Annotated in this window: 16 protein-coding genes; 5 read left to right on the top strand and 11 right to left on the bottom strand. The window is 61.1% G+C overall.

Features of this window, described 5'->3' with window-relative positions; genetic code table 11:
- Positions 1-2: 2 nt before the first annotated feature.
- On the bottom strand, positions 3-212 hold the full coding sequence (locus V3W39_RS22900) for a cold-shock protein (RefSeq protein ID WP_003219353.1): 210 nt from the start codon (positions 210-212) through the stop codon (positions 3-5).
- A 193-nt stretch (positions 213-405) separates the two neighbouring features.
- Between V3W39_RS22900 and plsB the strand changes: the two genes are divergently transcribed.
- The 3 genes from plsB to V3W39_RS22885 are packed head-to-tail and all read left to right on the top strand — an operon-like array spanning position 406 to position 4,081.
- Positions 406-2,910 carry a glycerol-3-phosphate 1-O-acyltransferase PlsB gene (plsB, locus tag V3W39_RS22895; RefSeq protein WP_177076710.1) on the top strand — a complete coding sequence of 835 codons (2,505 nt, stop codon included), beginning with the start codon at positions 406-408 and terminating at the stop codon, positions 2,908-2,910.
- Between the two features lie 51 nt (positions 2,911-2,961).
- A complete protein-coding gene (locus V3W39_RS22890; RefSeq protein WP_017479432.1) occupies positions 2,962-3,363 on the top strand; it encodes a YbaY family lipoprotein in 402 nt (133 codons plus the stop codon).
- A gap of 28 nt (positions 3,364-3,391) precedes the next feature.
- Positions 3,392-4,081, top strand: a complete 690-nt coding sequence (locus tag V3W39_RS22885) for a DUF4197 domain-containing protein (RefSeq protein WP_010176773.1) — start codon at positions 3,392-3,394, stop codon at positions 4,079-4,081.
- Positions 4,082-4,180: 99 nt separating this feature from the next.
- Here V3W39_RS22885 and V3W39_RS22880 read toward each other — a convergent pair whose 3' ends face one another.
- The 3 genes from V3W39_RS22880 to V3W39_RS22870 form a co-directional block, all read right to left on the bottom strand.
- A complete protein-coding gene (locus V3W39_RS22880) occupies positions 4,181-4,411 on the bottom strand; it encodes a type III secretion protein (RefSeq protein ID WP_177041990.1) in 231 nt (76 codons plus the stop codon).
- 593 nt (positions 4,412-5,004) lie between these two features.
- The gene (locus V3W39_RS22875; RefSeq protein ID WP_177041988.1) at positions 5,005-8,070 is read right to left on the bottom strand and encodes an efflux RND transporter permease subunit; all 3,066 of its coding nucleotides are present in this window, start codon (positions 8,068-8,070) and stop codon (positions 5,005-5,007) included.
- Positions 8,071-8,076: 6 nt separating this feature from the next.
- Complete coding sequence (locus tag V3W39_RS22870) at positions 8,077-9,177, bottom strand: efflux RND transporter periplasmic adaptor subunit (protein ID WP_330213378.1); 1,101 nt, start codon at positions 9,175-9,177, stop codon at positions 8,077-8,079.
- 92 nt (positions 9,178-9,269) lie between these two features.
- Here V3W39_RS22870 and V3W39_RS22865 point away from each other — a divergent pair, with 92 nt between their 5' ends.
- Entirely contained in the window at positions 9,270-9,905 is a 636-nt protein-coding gene (locus tag V3W39_RS22865) for a TetR/AcrR family transcriptional regulator (RefSeq protein ID WP_177041984.1), read from the top strand.
- 866 nt (positions 9,906-10,771) lie between these two features.
- Here the strand turns inward: V3W39_RS22865 and V3W39_RS22860 are convergent.
- Positions 10,772-11,554, bottom strand: a complete 783-nt coding sequence (locus tag V3W39_RS22860; RefSeq protein WP_177115532.1) for a class I SAM-dependent methyltransferase — start codon at positions 11,552-11,554, stop codon at positions 10,772-10,774.
- Between the two features lie 96 nt (positions 11,555-11,650).
- Here V3W39_RS22860 and V3W39_RS22855 point away from each other — a divergent pair, with 96 nt between their 5' ends.
- Complete coding sequence (locus tag V3W39_RS22855; protein WP_177047380.1) at positions 11,651-12,271, top strand: energy transducer TonB; 621 nt, start codon at positions 11,651-11,653, stop codon at positions 12,269-12,271.
- Positions 12,272-12,274: 3 nt separating this feature from the next.
- Here V3W39_RS22855 and V3W39_RS22850 read toward each other — a convergent pair whose 3' ends face one another.
- From V3W39_RS22850 to adk, 6 genes are all read right to left on the bottom strand, one after another.
- Positions 12,275-12,973, bottom strand: a complete 699-nt coding sequence (locus V3W39_RS22850; RefSeq protein ID WP_330213377.1) for an extensin-like domain-containing protein — start codon at positions 12,971-12,973, stop codon at positions 12,275-12,277.
- A 6-nt stretch (positions 12,974-12,979) separates the two neighbouring features.
- On the bottom strand, positions 12,980-13,807 hold the full coding sequence (locus V3W39_RS22845; RefSeq protein WP_177047384.1) for an isocitrate lyase/PEP mutase family protein: 828 nt from the start codon (positions 13,805-13,807) through the stop codon (positions 12,980-12,982).
- A gap of 27 nt (positions 13,808-13,834) precedes the next feature.
- Positions 13,835-14,695 carry a DUF72 domain-containing protein gene (locus V3W39_RS22840; protein ID WP_330213376.1) on the bottom strand — a complete coding sequence of 287 codons (861 nt, stop codon included), beginning with the start codon at positions 14,693-14,695 and terminating at the stop codon, positions 13,835-13,837.
- Positions 14,695-15,006 (bottom strand): hypothetical protein, encoded by a 312-nt coding sequence (locus V3W39_RS22835; RefSeq protein WP_010176783.1) that lies wholly within the window; start codon positions 15,004-15,006, stop codon positions 14,695-14,697. The genes V3W39_RS22840 and V3W39_RS22835 overlap by 1 nt, the downstream gene beginning before the upstream one ends.
- A gap of 160 nt (positions 15,007-15,166) precedes the next feature.
- Positions 15,167-15,853, bottom strand: a complete 687-nt coding sequence (tsaB, locus tag V3W39_RS22830; RefSeq protein ID WP_330213375.1) for a tRNA (adenosine(37)-N6)-threonylcarbamoyltransferase complex dimerization subunit type 1 TsaB — start codon at positions 15,851-15,853, stop codon at positions 15,167-15,169.
- Between the two features lie 100 nt (positions 15,854-15,953).
- Positions 15,954-16,601 (bottom strand): adenylate kinase, encoded by a 648-nt coding sequence (gene adk / locus V3W39_RS22825; protein ID WP_010176785.1) that lies wholly within the window; start codon positions 16,599-16,601, stop codon positions 15,954-15,956.
- Between the last annotated feature and the right edge of the window lie 84 nt (positions 16,602-16,685).

Genomic DNA, 16,685 nt, shown 5'->3' with positions numbered 1-16,685 from the left:
GGTTACAGGCCCACCACATCCTCAGCCTGCAAGCCCTTCTCGCCCGTCACCACGGCGTATTCCACCTGCTGGCCTTCAGCCAATGAACGATGCCCCTCACCGCGAATGGCGCGGTAGTGCACAAACACGTCCTTGCCATCTTCCCGCTGGATAAAGCCGTAGCCCTTTGCGTCGTTGAACCACTTCACATTGCCGGTTTCGCGCGTTGCCATCTGTTTTGCTCCCACATGCTTTTTATAAGTACGTTTATTGTTGAGTCGTCGCAGTTGAACTGCCGAGTATAAGACAGGCTCAAAAAGCTTCAACTCAAGATTACTTCGCCGCTTTTTTGCCGATTTTCGGCTAATACTGCACACTAGCGCCCCGAGCATCTGCTCGGTATTCCCCACTCAAAGCAGAAGCCGTATGACCCGTTCTCCTTTTCGCCGTCTGGTATTTGGCACCTTGCGCCGGCTGTTGTACCTCTGGGTTCGCTCAGAGACGATCAACCAGTCGTCCCTTACCCTGAACCTCGACCGCAGCCGCCCGGTGTTTTACGTCCTGCAATCCCCGTCCCTCACCGAATTGGCGGTGGTTGATACCGAATGTACCAAGGCCGGCCTGCCGCGCCCGGTGCTGCCGGTATCGGTCGGCCCGTTGATGGAACCCGCGGCCTTTTTCTACCTGACCCCCGAGCCAGACTGGCTCGGCCGCCAGGACAAGCGCGGCGCACCGCCCACCCTGACCCGCCTGGTGGACGTGCTCACCGAACACGCCGAAGAGAATGCACAGATCATTCCAGTCAGCGTGTTCTGGGGCCAGTCGCCCGACAGCGAGTCCAGCCCGTGGAAACTGCTGTTCGCCGACAGCTGGGCCGTGACCGGCCGCCTGCGCCGGCTGCTGAGCATCCTGATCCTGGGCCGCAAGACCCGGGTGCAATTCTCCGCGCCCATCAACCTGCGTGAATTGATCGAGCACAATAAAGGCCACGAACGCACCGTGCGCATGGCCCAACGCATCCTGCGGGTGCACTTTCGCAACCTGAAAACCGCGGTGATCGGCCCCGACCTGTCCCACCGGCGCAACCTGGTCAAAGGCCTGGTGAACATGCCGCTGGTGCGCCAGGCGATTCTCGACGAAGCCGAACGCGAGAAAATCACCCCGGAGAAAGCCAAGGCCCAGGCCCTGCGCTACGGCAACGAAATTGCTTCGGACTACACCTATACCGCCATCCGCTTCCTCGAAGTGGTGCTGAGCTGGTTCTGGAACAAGATTTACGACGGCATCAAGGTCAACAACATCGAAGGTGTGCAAAAGGTCGCCCAGGGTTACGAGGTGATTTATGTGCCGTGCCATCGCAGCCACATCGACTACCTGCTGCTGTCCTACCTGCTGTTCAAGAACGGCCTGACCCCGCCGCACATCGCCGCCGGGATCAACCTCAACATGCCGGTGATCGGCAGCCTGCTACGCCGTGGCGGGGCGTTTTTCATGCGCCGCACGTTCAAGGGCAACCCGCTGTACACCTCGGTGTTCAACGAATACCTGCACACCCTGTTCACCAAGGGTTTCCCGGTGGAGTACTTCGTCGAAGGCGGCCGTTCGCGCACCGGGCGCATGCTGCAACCGAAGACCGGGATGCTGGCAATCACCCTGCGCAGTTTCCTGCGCTCCTCGCGCATGCCCATCGTGTTTGTGCCGGTGTACATCGGCTATGAGCGCGTGCTGGAAGGCCGTACTTACCTCGGCGAGCTGCGCGGTGCGAGCAAGAAAAAAGAGTCGATTTTCGATATTTTCAAAGTGGTCGGCGCCCTCAAGCAGCGCTTTGGCCAGGTGGCGGTGAACTTCGGCGAACCGATCAAGCTGGCGGAATTTCTCGACAGCGAGCAGCCCGACTGGCGTTCCCAGGAGCTGGGGCCGAACTACAAGCCGGCGTGGCTCAACGAAACCACCAACCGCCTCGGCGAGCGGGTGGCGCAACACCTGAACGAAGCGGCGGCGATCAACCCGGTGAACCTGGTGGCCCTGGCGCTGCTGTCCACCACGCGCCTGGCTTTGGACGAGCAAGCGATGGCACGCCAGCTTGATCTGTACCTGGCCTTGCTGCGCAAGGTGCCCTACTCGCCCCACACCACCTTGCCCGAAGGTGACGGCCTGGCGCTGATCAAGCACGTCAAGGACATGGACCTGCTGTCGGAACAGAGTGACGCGCTGGGCAAGATTCTCTACCTGGACGAGCAGAATGCCGTCCTGATGACCTACTACCGCAACAACGTGCTGCACATCTTCGCCTTGCCGGCGCTGCTGGCGAGTTTCTTCCAGAGCAGCTCGCGCATGAGCCGCGAACAGATCCTGCGCTACACCCGCGCGCTTTACCCGTACCTGCAATCAGAGCTGTTTATCCGCTGGTCCCTGGACGAGCTGGACGCGGTAGTCGACCAGTGGCTGGAGGCCTTCGTCGAACAAGGCCTGCTGCGTTTCGAGAACGAGGTGTACCTGCGTCCGGCCCCGAGTTCACGGCACTTTGTACTGCTGACGCTGCTGTCCAAGAGCATCGCCCAGACCCTGCAACGCTTCTACATGGCCATCTCGCTGCTGCTCAACAGCGGCCAGCACAGCATCAGTGCCGAGGAGCTGGAAGACCTGTGTACCGTCATGGCCCAGCGCCTGTCGATCCTGCATGGTTTGAATGCACCGGAGTTCTTCGACAAGAGCCTTTTCCGACATTTTATCCAGACGTTGCTGGAGCAAGATGTGCTACGCCGCGACGAGGCCGGCAAGCTGAGCTATCACCCGTTGCTGGGTGAGCTGGCCGAAGGCGCGGCCAAGCGCGTGTTGCCGGCGGAGATTCGCCTGTCGATTCGCCAGGTGGCCCTGCATCGCAGTGAAGAGGCGGCAGACAAGCCCGTTGCCCCCGAAGAAACACACTAGAGTGACCAAGGCGCCAGGGTGTTTCTGGCGCCGTTGACAAGGAGCTGTACCATGAAAAAAATCATTCTCCTGGGCCTGACCGCCCTGCTGGGAGCCTGCCAGACCATGAGCCCCGCCCCCAAAGCCAGCCTTGATGGCGAAGTGTTCTACCTGCAACGCATCGCCCTGCCGCCCGCGGCCACCTTGAGTGTGACCCTGCAAGATGTGTCCTTGATGGATGCCCCGGCCGTGACCCTGGCCGAGCAGAAAGGCCCGGTGAAAGGCCAGGTGCCGCTGCCGTTTCACCTGAGCTACGACCCGGCCCAAGTCAAACCTGGCCACAGTTACTCGGTCAGCGCTCGCATCGAACTGGATGGCAAGCTACTGTTTATCACCACCGAACGGCACTCCGTGCAGTTGAACGGCCAGGATCCACAACCGCTGCGCGTACGCGTGGACGCGGTTGCACACTGATTAAGATATCGAACATAAGGAAGCGCCCATGCTCCGCAACTCCCTTCGCCTCACTGCCCTGTGTGCCGGCCTGCTGCTCGGTGCCAACGCCATGGCCTTGTCCCTTGGCAGCCTGTCCCAGGGCGACGCCACCGGCGGCCTCAAGGACGCACTGACCCAAGGCGCGCAGATTGCCGTCAAACAACTGGGGGTTCCCGGTGGTTTCAGTAACAACCCGGAAGTGAAAATCGGCCTGCCGGGCAAGTTGGGTAAAGTCGCCGACAAGCTGAAAATGTTCGGCATGGGTGACCAGGTCAACCAGCTTGAAGCCAGCATGAACAAGGCCGCCGAGTCTGCCGTGACCCAGGCCCAGCCGATCCTGGTAAACGCCGTGAAAAACATGAGCGTGACCGACGCCAAGGGCATCCTAACCGGCGGCCAGGACTCGGCCACCCAGTACCTGAACAAAAGCAGCCGTGACGAGATCCGGGCCAAGTTCCTGCCGATCGTCAAGGCGGCTACCGACAAGGTTGGCGTTGCCCAGCAGTACAACGCCCTCGCAGGCAAGGCGGCCAGCTTTGGTGCCATTGATGCCAAGAGCGCCAACGTCGAAAGCTACGTGACCGAGCAGGCGCTGGACGGGTTGTTCAAGATGATCGCCCAGCAGGAAGAGACCATTCGCAAGAACCCCGCAGCGGCTGCTACCAGCCTGGCGAAGAAGGTCTTCGGAGCGCTGTAAACCCGCGGCTTTGGCTGATCGTAAACATGCAAACGCCCCGCTGATTGCGGGGCGTTTGCATTGACTCGATATAAACAAGCACGCGCTCGATCTACACACTCAGCGACTGACGAGGGTGTTGCTGTTATTAATCGTAATGCTGTTTCGCGGCTGCGAATGGCTGTATTGAACGGATTCAAGATTCGCCAGTCTTGCTTCAAGCTCGCGCCGGCTTGCAGGCTCGCCGCGTTTGGATTTATCGCAATGCTGGTTTATTGGTTGGCTAGCAGAACCACCTCCCAACAACATGCCCACGCCCATGTAAAAGTTGCCTAACGCTTGTAAAAGCATCTTGTGTCGCCTCTATAAGTTTCCGACAGAAAAACACACCTGCCTATCAGGTAACTCTATGTGGCTCCCGTGAAAAAAAGGTTCCAGCCCGGCGAGGCTGAGACAGAGCCAGCATTTCATTGGCCTTCAGGATGTCATCGACTCAGCGGGAGAAGCCCATGGGATGGCCTGTAGGGCTGATGGATCTCGCTCACGGCAGGGAGATACTGGCGGTGCCCGTCTTGCAGCACAGGACGCAAGGTTGGCAGTGATGGGCGGTGCCGGTCAAAGCCGCGGCGTCCATGCCCCGGCTTTTGCGGGGGGCCCTTATCAGCGCCTTTCGGGGTGACCATATTGCCGAATAATGATCCCAGGAGGGCTCCTTTGAACGCAGCAATTCCAGCAATGGCAGACAAAATAAACATATGACGCTCCATGAACTCATTATTGTTCATCGGAGCCGCTGCCTGCGGCTCCGACAACCATGCCTGTCAATCAGACAATTCTGAGTGGAGCAGCACGTACAAACGTTCCACCGGCCAACACTGCACTTTGCGTCTACATGTGAATGACAAAAGGAACTTCCTTACAGGACATCCCTGCCGCTCGCAGACTTACACAGCGTCCTTCCTGACCCTGAACCACGCCGCATACAACGCCGGCAGGAACAACAGCGTCAACGCCGTCGCCACAATCAACCCGCCCATGATCGCCACAGCCATCGGCCCGAAGAACACGCTGCGTGACAACGGGATCATCGCCAGCACCGCCGCCAGCGCTGTCAGCACGATCGGCCGGAAGCGTCGCACCGTCGCCTCGATAATCGCCTGCCAGGGCGCCAGCCCGGCCTTGATGTCCTGCTCGATCTGGTCCACCAGGATCACCGAGTTGCGCATGATCATCCCCGACAGGGCGATGGTTCCCAGCATCGCCACGAACCCAAAGGGTTGGCGGAACACCAACAGGAACAGCGTCACCCCGATCAACCCCAGTGGCGCCGTAAGAAAGACCATGGCCGTGCGTGAGAAACTGCGCAGCTGCAGCATCAGCAACGTCAGCACCACCACGATAAACAGCGGCACGCCGGCCTTGACCGAGTTCTGTCCACGGGCGGAATCCTCCACCGTGCCGCCAACTTCCAGCAGGTAACCGTCGGGCAATTCAGCGCGCACGCCTTCCAGTGTCGGCAGGATCTGCTGCACCAGGGTTGCCGGTTGTTCCTTGCCATAGATATCGGCGCGGATGGTCACGGTCGGCAGGCGGTTGCGGTGCCAGATGATGCCTTCTTCAAAGCCGTATTCCAGGGTCGCGATCTGCGACAGCGCCACGCTTTTGCCGTTGTCGGTGGGCACTGCCAGGCTTGGCAGCAACGACAGCTCGGTACGCTCGTGAACGGTGCCGCGCAGCAGGATTTCGATCAACTCGTTGTCCTCGCGGTACTGGCTGACGCTGGAGCCGGTGAGGGAGCTCTGGAGGAATTTCGACAGGTTGGCGGTGCTCACACCAAGGGCGCGGGCGCGGTCCTGATCGACGTTGAGGTAGACGATCTTGCTCGGCTCTTCCCAGTCGAGATGTACGTTGACCACATGGGTGTTTTCGCGAACCTTGGCCGCCACTTTCCGCGCCAGGGCCCGGACTTCTTCGATGTGCTCCCCCGTCACCCGGAACTGCACGGGGTAGCCAACGGGCGGGCCGTTCTCAAGCCGCGTGACCCGCGAGCGCAGGTCCGGGAACTGTTCGTTGAGGGTCTCGATCAGCCAGGTGCGCAGGCTTTCGCGCTCCTCGATGGTCTTGGCCAACACCACAAACTGGGCAAAGCTGGCCGCGGGCAGTTGCTGGTCCAGGGGCAGGTAGAAACGTGGCGAGCCTGTGCCGACGTAGGCCACATAGTTCTCAATACCGGCATGTTCCTTGAGCAACGCTTCAAGGCGTTTGACCTGGTCTGCCGTGTTGCTCAGGGACGCACCTTCAGCCAGCTTGAGGTCGACCATCAGCTCCAGCCGCCCGGAAGCCGGGAAGAACTGCTGGGGCACAAAGCGGAACAGCGCCACCGAGCCGATAAACAGCAGCAAGGTCAGGACAATCACCGTCTTGCGCCGACGCACGCACCATTCCACCAGGCGTCTTACACGCTGATAGAACGGCGTACCGTAGGGATCCGGCCCATCGGCGCCATGCTTGGCCGCATGAATCTTCGCCAGGTCCGGCAGGAGTTTTTCCCCCAGGTACGGCACGAACACCACCGCTGCGACCCAGGAGGCCAGCAGCGCGATGGTCACTACCTGGAAGATCGAACGGGTGTATTCGCCGGTGCTCGATTGCGCCGTGGCAATCGGCAGGAAACCCGCCGCCGTGATCAGCGTACCGGTGAGCATCGGGAACGCGGTACTGGTCCAGGCGAAACTGGCGGCCTTGAGCCGGTCGTAGCCCTGCTCCATCTTGATCGCCATCATTTCCACGGCGATGATCGCGTCGTCCACCAGCAAGCCCAGTGCGAGCACCAATGCACCGAGGGAAATCTTGTGCAGGCCGATGCCGAGGTAGTACATGGTGGCGAAGGTCATGGCCAACACCAGCGGGATTGCCAGGGCCACCACCATGCCGGTGCGTACGCCCAGGGAGAAGAAGCTCACCAGCAACACAATCGCCAAGGCTTCCGCCAGCACCTGGACGAATTCGCCGACACTGGTTTTCACCGCTGCCGGCTGGTCCGACACCTTGCGCAGCTCCATGCCGGCAGGAAGGTTCTTCTGCAGGCGTGCGAATTCGCTTTCCAGGGCCTTGCCCAGTACCAGGATGTCGCCACCATCGCGCATGGCCACGGCCAGGCCGATGGCATCGTCGCCCATGTAGCGCATGCGCGGTGCCGGCGGGTCGTTGAAGCCGCGGTGAATCTCGGCCACGTCACCGATACGGAACGTGCGGTCACCAACGCGGATAGGGAAGTCGCGGATTTCCTTAACGGTCTTGAAGTTGCCGGACACCCGTAACTGCACGCGCTCGCTCGGGGTTTCAAAGAAGCCGGCGGTCGATACCGCGTTCTGCTCCTGCAACGCCTGCTGCACCGCGGCCAGCGGCAGGCCGAGGGTGGCGAGCTTGAGGTTGGACAGTTCGATCCAGATCTTCTCGTCCTGCAAACCCTGCAGTTCGACCTTGCCCACATCCGGCACCCGTTGCAGCTGAATCTGGATGCGGTCGGCGTAGTCCTTGAGCACGGCATAGTCAAAGCCGTCGCCGGTCAGGGCGTAGATATTGCCAAAGGTGGTGCCGAACTCATCGTTGAAAAACGGGCCCTGGATATCCGGCGGCAAGGTCTGGCGAATATCGCTGATCTTCTTGCGCACCTGGTACCAGAGGTCCGGGATCTGCGCGGAATGCATCGAGTCCCGGGCCATGAAGGTGACCTGGGATTCGCCAGGGCGCGAGAACGACACGATGCGCTCGTAGTCACCGGTCTCCATCAGTTTCTTTTCAATACGTTCGGTGACCTGGCGCGAGACTTCCTGGGCAGTCGCCCCCGGCCAGTTGGTCTTGATCACCATGGCCTTGAAAGTAAACGGCGGGTCTTCGCTTTGTCCCAGCTTGGTGTAGGACAAGGTGCCTACCACTGCCAGCAGGATCATCAGAAACAATACGATCTGGCGATTGCGCAACGCCCATTCGGAAAGATTGAAACCCATCGGGGACTACTCCTTGGCCGCCAGGCTTACCACTCGGTTGGCCCGATCCACCGGGCGCACTTGCTGGCCCTCATGGAGTACATGCACGCCGGCGGCGATCACCCAATCGGTAGGGCTCAGGCCTTCCAGCACCGGTACGGTTTTCTCGCCAAAGGCACCGATCCGCACCGGTGTGCGCTTGAGGGTATTGTCGGGCTGCACCACCCAGACGTAGGACGCGCCGTTCTCCGCACTGAGGGCCGACAGTGGCACCGCCAGGGGAATCACGCCGTCGGCCTGTATGAATACGCGAGCGCTCTGCCCCAGCTCTGCAGGCACCTTGCCGCCGGTGAAAGCGACGCGGGCGGCAAAGGTTCGCGACTTGGGATCAGCGGCGGGTGATAGTTCGCGAATGCGGCCGTTGAAGCGCTGGTCCGGCTGGCTCCACAGCTCCACGGACACCGGCTGGCCAATCTTGAAGCGCCCGAAGCTTTGCTCCGGCACGCTGATCAGCACCTCCCGCTCGCCATCGGTGGCCAGGGTAAATACGGTCTGGCCGGCCGATACCACCTGGCCCACTTCCACCGCACGCTTGGCCACCACGCCATCCTGGGGCGCGCGCAGCACGGCATACCCGGCCTGGTTATTGGCCACGTCGAATTCGGCCTTGATCTGCTTGAGACGGGCTTCACCTGAACGGTAGAGGTTTTCGGAATTGTCGTACTGGGAGCGGCTGACCATCTGACGGTCCATCAGTGTCTTGTAGCGGTCACGCTCGGCGCGCACCAGGCTCAGGTTGGCTTCGGCGGCGGCGACCTGGGCGCGAGTGGCTTCCAGTTGCAGGCGCACATCCTGCGGATCGAGTTCTGCCAGGGGCTGGTTGGCCTTGACGCGCTCGCCCTCCTCGACCAGTCGTCGGCTGACTTTGCCGCCAATGCGAAAGGCCAGGTCGGGTTCATAGCGGGCACGCACCTCACCCGGGTAGCTGTCGGAAGCCTGCGCCGAAGGCTCTGGCTGAACCACCATGGCCGGGCGGACGGTAGTCTGCGCCGCTTCTTCATGGCCACAGGCAGCCAACAGGAACAGCAAGCTGGCAGGCAACGCGAATGGCAGGAAATAGCTGCGCATGCTGAAGGACCTTTCGCTAATAGTTGTAGGAATAATTATACTGGCCAGTATGTTATTAATACCAAACTCACCAGTCCAGTAATAAAGTGAAAATGTCCGACAATCCTGTGAACACCAATAGCCCCGGGCGTCCCAAGGACATGGCAAAACGCCAGGCGATCCTCGAAGCGGCGAAGATCCTGTTCTTGAGTAATGGGTATGCGAGCACCAGCATGGATGCGGTGGCGGTGGAGGCCGGGGTATCGAAGCTGACCGTGTACAGTCATTTCACCGACAAGGAGACGCTGTTCTCGGCGGCGGTGGTTGCCAAGTGCGAAGAGCAGTTACCGGTGATGTATTTCGAACTGCCGGCAGATGTGCCGGTGGAGAAGGTGCTGCTCAATATTGCGCGTGGGTTTCATGTGCTGATCAATAGCGAGGAGTCGGTGAACCTGCACCGGTTGATGATGACCTCCGGGAGTCAGGATCCGAAGTTGTCGCAGATCTTTTTCGAGGCGGGGCCGATGCGCATGTTGCAGGGGATGGAGCGGCTGCTGAGCAAGATCGACCAGAGTGGCGCGCTGAGTATTCCCAAGCCGCTCACTGCCGCTGAGCACTTTTTTTGCCTGCTGAAGGGTACGGCGAATTTTTGCTTGTTGTATGGGTGCGGGGGGCAGTTGAGTGCCGAGGCGGCTGAGGAGCATGTGCAGGAGGTGGTGGGGTTGTTTATGCGGGCTTATCGGGTTTGATGTACATATCCGTTGCTGCGGTAACGGCCGCTTAGGGTTCCGCTCTTACAGCGGCTCACTTTTGAACAGCGCAAAAGTAAGCAAAACGCTCTTGCCCCACCACTCGGCACCTCGCCTAGGCTCGGTGTGCCCTCAGCTCCGGTAGCACGAAGCGGGCCGCCGCGACGGGGCGTCCCTGCCCCGTCGCGGCTAAACCGGCGTCCTGCCGGTTTACCCGCTCCGTACTACCTGCGTTCGGCCAGCGTGGTTTAACGGGGCGCCTAAGATCAAGATCAAAAACAGATCAAAAGCCAGAGCACAGCGGCCTACAGGCCGGCTTGAGTGTGGTGAAGCAAAGGCAAGATCAACATCTGAAACCAGAGCGGGCACGGTCAACTGTGGGAGCTGGCTTGCCTGCGATGGCATCACCTCGGTGTATCTGAAAGACCGAGTTGTCTGCATCGCAGGCAAGCCAGCTCCCACAGAAAAGCAGCTCTGCGCTTGCCTTGGCTTTTGATCTGGCTTTTACCACTCAGGTCGGCTTTCAGGCCGCCGTGCTCTTGATCTGCTTTTGATCTTGATCTGCGGGCCCCGTTAACCACGATGGCCGCAAGCAGGCACGGTGGAGCGGGTAAATCGGCAGGGATGCCGATTTAGCCGCGCCGGGCCATGGATGGCCCGTCGCGGCGGCCCGCGGAACCGGGCCTTCGTTCCGGCATGCCGAGCCTAAGCGAGGCACCGAGTGGTGGGGCAAAGACCTTTTGGTTACTTTTGGCTGGGCCGGCATTCCGGGCGTTTGCCAAAAGTGACCCGCTGTAAGAGCGGAACCATAAGCCGCCGTGACCGCAGCAACGGATATGTACTCAACCCTCAGCCCCTCAGCCCCCTCACGACTTCAGCGCCTTCTTAGGATAAATATCATACCGACTGGACTTCCCATCCAACGCATGACTCGGCTTCACCCCCTCAATACAAGGCGCCTTACGCGGCCGCTTGACCACCACCCGATGGCTGGCCAAAGCCAACGCTGCAGCAAGCAACGCCGGCGCGTCGGGATCATCCCCCACCAAAGGCCGAAACAACCGCATCTCCTTCTTCACCAACGCGGTCTTCTCCCGATGCGGAAACATCGGATCCAGATAGATCACCTGAGGCGGCTCCCCCTCCCAATCGCGCATCACCTCGATGGAATTGCCCTTGAGCAACTTCATCCGCGCCACAATCGGCGCCACTTCAAAATCCTCAGCCCCACGCGCCAAACCATCCTCCAGCAAGGCACCAATCAACGGCTGACGCTCAACCAGGCTCATCTCGCAACCCAGGCTGGCCAGAACGAACGCGTCCTTGCCCAACCCGGCGGTCGCGTCCAACACCCGCGGCCGCACGCCCTGAGCCACACCCACCGCCTTGGCAATCATCTGCCCACTGCCACCCCCGTACAACCGCCGATGCGCCGCACCGCCTTCCACAAAATCCACCCGCACCGGTCCGGGCGCGTCCGGCCCCAGCTGTTGCAGCTGCAGGCCCTGCTCCCCCAACTGCAAGGCAAAATCCGCTTCATCCAGCTGCAAAGGCAACCCAAGCTCCTCGGCCCACTGCTGGGCACGGGCCTGAAAACCCTCGGCCAAGGCCTCGACCCGAATGCGGCTGGCCGCTGGTTGTTCGCTCATCGGTGACTACGCTCAAAAATATTAAGGATCGGCCAAAAGCGGCCGATAAAAAAAAGGATCCGGCATTTTGCCAGAGCTGAGCGACGATCGAGAGAAATGTCAGACATTCCTTCGCTATTCACCGGTGTACTGCCGACCCACAACCACTTCGGCCTGCGCAATACCCAAGCGCTGGCCGGGGTCAGTCATGTGTGGCAAGACTTCTTCGCCCAGGCGTTGGCCGAACAGCTCGGCGACACGCCGGGCGCGCTCGCCAAATCCCCGGCGAAGCCTGTGGATCCATCGGTTGAACCCAGCGAAGGCAGTGACCTGCTGTCACAGATCGTCACCCAGCGCGCGTGCGACGTAAAAGACACCGAAATCGCCCCGCCCGAGCCGCTGTTCCTGCCCATCGCCGAATTCGAACTGGACTTGCTGCCACCGGCACCGCCACCGTATCCGGCGCAAGAAGTGGTCGCCCAGCAAAAGCAGCAAAACTTCGAAAGCGGCTGGGTACGCCCGATCGTCCTGAACGCCGGGCAACCGCTGCCCACGCCTGGCCCGGCGCCGCAACCACGACCGCTGCACCTGCCGATTGCCGAATTCGAACTGGACCTGCTGCCGCCCGCCCCGCCGCCGTTCCCGGCAGAAGAGCTGGTTGAGCAACAGAAAGCCCTGGACTTCGACAGCCGCTGGGCGCGCCCGCTGATCATCCACAACCTGCGCCTGGCGGCCTGATTCTCAGCGACACACCCACCAACGCCCCATATCCAGATGAAAGTGATTACGGTGGGCGGCGTTGTAATCCGGGCTCAACACCACGTTGAAATCCTTGCAGGCGCCATCGCGCACTTGCCGCAAAAAACCCGCGCCCTCCCCGTCACCCGGCCAATCCTTGAGCACACTGATGGTGCGTCCATCCGCCAGGCGAAACCCGGCGATATCCAAGGCATTGGCCGACGCGTGCTGGCTGAGTCGCCCACCGGCGCGGTTGTAGACGTTGCGACAGGCAAAGCTGCCCAGATGATCGACCCGCGTCACCGCCTGGCCAAATACCGCCTGGGCTGCCGGTTGCAGGCTGTGGCGCTCGAACAGGGCGAACGCCACGGCCAGCGGACAACTGGCGAGAAAGCTGCTGTTCAGCCCCACGTCCGCCCCCTGAACGCGCAAGGTATTGCGCAACGGGCAGGCTGCATCCGCCGGGCTGTCCGCCTGATGGGTGACCCGCAGCCCGGAGGTTTTCAGCACCTGGTCACACAGCGCGGGGTCATCCTGCAGGCGCCCCAGCTTGAACCGGGTCAGCAGGTTCGGGCTGGTACGCACATCCAGCGGCGCCCAAGGGTTCCACTCATCGGGCAGCGGTAACCAACCCCGCCACACGCCGACCAGCAGACCACCCGCCAACACGAGCAGTACGCCCAGCACCTTGAAAAACCGCACGGCTGATTATCCCTTGAACAGCTGATTAGCCTGGCTGAACGGCATCGAACGCTCGGTAAAGGTAAACGTGCCCAGCTCGTGAACCTCCTGGGCCGCCCTGAAGAATTCCCCGTAAGCCGCCAGGGCCATGGCCGAGCCGACGCTGATGCGTTTGACGCCCATCTCGCTCAACTGCGCCACGCTGAGTTTCAGCGCACCGGACATCAGGATATTCACAGGCTTGGGCGCTACCGCCTTCACGACCGCCAACACTTCCTCGGCACTGCGCAGGGCCGGCGCATAGAGCACGTCGGCACCGGCTTCGGCGTAGGCCTGCAGGCGGCGGATGGTGTCGGGCAAATCCAGACGACCATGCAGGAGGTTTTCCGCACGGGCGGTCAGGGTGAAAGGGAATGGCAAGCTGCGGGCAGCAGCGACGGCGGCTTCGACGCGCTCGACCGACAGATCAAACGGATAGATCGGGTCGACGGCAATGCCGGTGGCGTCTTCGATGGAGCCACCGACAATCCCGGTGGCTGCGGCGCGCAGGATGGTGTCGGCGCAACCTTGCGGCGTGTCGCTGAAGCCGTTCTCCAGGTCGGCGGCGACAGGCAGCGAGGTTGCCTGAACGATCGCCCCTGCATTGCCGAGGGTGTCTTCCAGGGACAACGCACCTTCGGCATCCGGGCGGCCCAGGCTGAAGGCAAAGCCGGCGCTGGTGGTGGCCAGGGCTTCGAAGCCGAGGCTGGCGAGCATTTTGGCGGAACCGGCATCCCAGGGGTTGGGCATCACAAAGGCACGGTCACGCTCATGCAGGGCCTTGAAGGTTTCGGCACGAAGGGTTTGGGCATCCATGACTGACTCCTGTCGGAAAAAGGAGCCTTAGAGTAACCCCAGTTGCTCCACTGCGGGTTCTCGATGCAGCGTGGGCAATGCTGGCAAGCCGGGCAATCGCGCCATCAACTTGTCATGAAAACGCAGGGCCAGTTGCGCGGCCAGGCGATTGTCCGAGGTGTGGAGAAACACGTAGGGCGTGCGGCCGTCTTCGATCCAGCCGGCGACCTTTTCAACCCAGGGCATCAGGAACGGGTCATTGGCTTCCAGCTCCGGATGGCCAATAAACCGTACTTGCGGAAACTGCGTCAGCGCCGCCGGACGAGGTGGCACCTTGGGCTTTTTCGATTGGGCGTGCAGCACGGCGGCCGAGGTGGACGTGCAACTGAACAGCGCCCGCGGGTCCAGGCAGATGCGTTCCACGCCACGATCACGCAGCAAGCGGTTAAGGCTGCGCTCGGCGTCGCCCTTGGCGAAAAACTCCGAGTGGCGCACTTCTACCGCCAAGGGTCGCTCCAATCCGTCGATAAACCCCGCCAACTCACCCAGGCGTTGCGGGGTAAAACTGGCCGGCAGTTGCAGCCACAACGGCGAAATACGCTCGCCCAACGGGCTCATCAACCCCAGAAAACTTTCCGCCGCGGGCAACTGCTCAATCAAGTTGCCGCTATGGCTGATGTCACCTGGAAACTTGGCCGTGAAACGGAAATGCTCGGGCATGATTTCAGCCCAGCGCTGCACGGTGGCGACGGAAGGACGGGCATAAAACGTGGTGTTGCCCTCAACCGCGTTGAACACGTGGGAGTACAGGGCGAGGTAATCGCTGGAACGGGCGTCGGCGGGATACAGGTACTCGCGCCAGGCGTTTTCACTCCAGGACGGGCAACCGAGGTAGTAAGGCAGTAGCATCAGATGTGGATGTCGAGACCCAGCACTTCCATATCCCATTCGACAAAGCCGGCGGTGGTCAGGTAGCTGGCCAGGGCAGTGGCGACGTTTTTGCTCATGGAGCGGGGGAAGACCATGTCTTGCTGGCGGGCCGGTACACCGCTGATGCGTTCACCGCTGGAGCCTTGGGAACGAGCAGAAACCGCCGTGGAGTCGGACTGGATTTCAACAAAGTCGGGCGAGTCTTCGACGGAGTCGTCTACCGTCACGTTCGCCTTGCGGGGCTTACGCTTGAGGGGGTAGGACTGTGATGAAAAGCCGTCTATGCGCATACATGCGAACTCGGTATCGGTGATGGCATTTTAGTGGCGCTTTCCATGGCGCGCAAATGCTCTGGTGATAACTAGAACACATAATTTGAAAAAGGTTTAAAAGCCGGGGCAAATTCTGACGATTGGTGATTTTCAGCTGAATTTGCCCGCACTTTTGACGTCAAATAATCCCGCGTTCCGCCTTGGTCTGCGCCACTTTATCGCGCAGGTACACAGGGGCTGCCTGGTCGGCGGGAATCGCTTCGCCGCGCTCCCAGGCAAAGCGTGCCAGGGTCAGCAAGTCTTCGGCATGGGGCAACATTGCGGCATCCTGGCCGGAAAGCGTCACGCCAATGCGTTCGCCGTAACCCCAGCCGGTGCCAGCACCGAACCAGTCGCCGCTCGCATCAGCCGGCAAAGCCGCCGCTTCAGGGGGCAACACGGCTTCAACGCCGATCAGGCGCATCTCGCCAGCCGTTTCGCGGTAGCTGCCCCAATACACTTCGTCCATGCGCGCATCAATGGCCGCCGCGACCTGGCGGGCGCCGTGCTCGCGAAACGCCCGCTGCGCCAGCACTGCCAGGTTGGACACCGGCAATACCGGACGCTCCAGCGCAAACGCCAGGCCCTGGACCACGCCAATGGCGATGCGCACACCGGTGAATGCACCCGGGCCGCGCCCGAACGCGATGGCGTCCACGGCCGACAAGGTGGTGCCCGCCTCCAGCAGCAGTTGCTTGATCATCGGCAACAGCTTCTGCGCGTGCAGGCGCGGGATCACCTCGTAGTGGCTCGTTACCTTGCCATCGTGCAGCAGGGCAACGGAGCAAGCTTCAGTCGCGGTGTCCAGGGCCAGCAAGGTGCTCATCGGTGTATGCATCCACGTTGAAAAAAAGTGCGCCAGTATAAACAACAACGGCCCGCAAGCGGGCCGTTGTGTAGGAGCAAGCTTGCTCGCGATTTGAGCATCAGCTCAACGCTTGCAGTACCTTGCCGGTGATGGACTCAACCGAGCCAACGCCTTCGATGTGGCTGTATTTCGGCTTGCCCTGGGCATCGGCCAGCTTCTGGTAGAAGTCCACCAGTGGCTTGGTCTGGGAATGGTAGACCGACAGGCGATGACGCACGGTTTCTTCGGTGTCGTCTTTACGTTGCACCAGGTCTTCACCGGTGATGTCGTCCTTGCCGGCCACTTTCGGCGGGTTGTAGACGATGTGGTAGACGCGGCCAGACGCTTCATGAACACGACGGCCGGCAATACGCTGCACGATCTCTTCGTCTTCAACGGCGATTTCCACCACGTTGTCCAGCTCGACGCCGGCCTTCACCAGGGCTTCGGCCTGGGGAATGGTGCGCGGGAAACCGTCGAACAGGAACCCGTTCTTGCAGTCGTCCTGGCTGATGCGTTCCTTGACCAGGTTGATGATCAGGTCATCGGAGACCAGGCCGCCGCTGTCCATCACGCTCTTGGCGATCAGGCCCAGCTCGGTGCCGGCCTTGACGGCCGCACGCAGCATGTCGCCGGTGGAGATTTGTGGAATGCCGAATTTTTCAGTGATGAACTTTGCCTGAGTACCTTTACCGGCCCCGGGAGCTCCCAGCAGAATGACGCGCATCGATGTGCTCCTCAATTTTTTATAGAGATGACGCTCGGATTCGCCGCGTGGGGCCAATCTCGGAAATCTTGGGTCCAGGCCGCA

The sequence above is a fragment of the Pseudomonas sp. Z18(2022) genome, from assembly GCF_036346535.1.
Classification (GTDB): domain Bacteria; phylum Pseudomonadota; class Gammaproteobacteria; order Pseudomonadales; family Pseudomonadaceae; genus Aquipseudomonas; species Aquipseudomonas yamanorum_A.
Note: the sequence above shows the minus strand (reverse complement) of the source record. Positions and strands in the feature narration are given on the sequence as shown.

Coding starts and splice junctions, on each gene's coding strand:
- V3W39_RS22845 (WP_177047384.1), bottom strand. CDS start 13,807: ATGGATGCCCAAACCCTTCGTGCCGAAACCTTCAAGGCCCTGCATGAG.
- V3W39_RS22890 (WP_017479432.1), top strand. CDS start 2,962: ATGAAAAAAATCATTCTCCTGGGCCTGACCGCCCTGCTGGGAGCCTGC.
- tsaB (WP_330213375.1), bottom strand. CDS start 15,853: ATGAGCACCTTGCTGGCCCTGGACACCGCGACTGAAGCTTGCTCCGTT.
- V3W39_RS22840 (WP_330213376.1), bottom strand. CDS start 14,695: ATGCTACTGCCTTACTACCTCGGTTGCCCGTCCTGGAGTGAAAACGCC.
- V3W39_RS22860 (WP_177115532.1), bottom strand. CDS start 11,554: ATGAGCGAACAACCAGCGGCCAGCCGCATTCGGGTCGAGGCCTTGGCC.
- adk (WP_010176785.1), bottom strand. CDS start 16,601: ATGCGCGTCATTCTGCTGGGAGCTCCCGGGGCCGGTAAAGGTACTCAG.
- V3W39_RS22855 (WP_177047380.1), top strand. CDS start 11,651: ATGTCAGACATTCCTTCGCTATTCACCGGTGTACTGCCGACCCACAAC.
- V3W39_RS22865 (WP_177041984.1), top strand. CDS start 9,270: ATGTCCGACAATCCTGTGAACACCAATAGCCCCGGGCGTCCCAAGGAC.
- V3W39_RS22885 (WP_010176773.1), top strand. CDS start 3,392: ATGCTCCGCAACTCCCTTCGCCTCACTGCCCTGTGTGCCGGCCTGCTG.
- V3W39_RS22835 (WP_010176783.1), bottom strand. CDS start 15,006: ATGCGCATAGACGGCTTTTCATCACAGTCCTACCCCCTCAAGCGTAAG.
- V3W39_RS22880 (WP_177041990.1), bottom strand. CDS start 4,411: ATGCTTTTACAAGCGTTAGGCAACTTTTACATGGGCGTGGGCATGTTG.
- plsB (WP_177076710.1), top strand. CDS start 406: ATGACCCGTTCTCCTTTTCGCCGTCTGGTATTTGGCACCTTGCGCCGG.
- V3W39_RS22870 (WP_330213378.1), bottom strand. CDS start 9,177: ATGCGCAGCTATTTCCTGCCATTCGCGTTGCCTGCCAGCTTGCTGTTC.
- V3W39_RS22875 (WP_177041988.1), bottom strand. CDS start 8,070: ATGGGTTTCAATCTTTCCGAATGGGCGTTGCGCAATCGCCAGATCGTA.
- V3W39_RS22900 (WP_003219353.1), bottom strand. CDS start 212: ATGGCAACGCGCGAAACCGGCAATGTGAAGTGGTTCAACGACGCAAAG.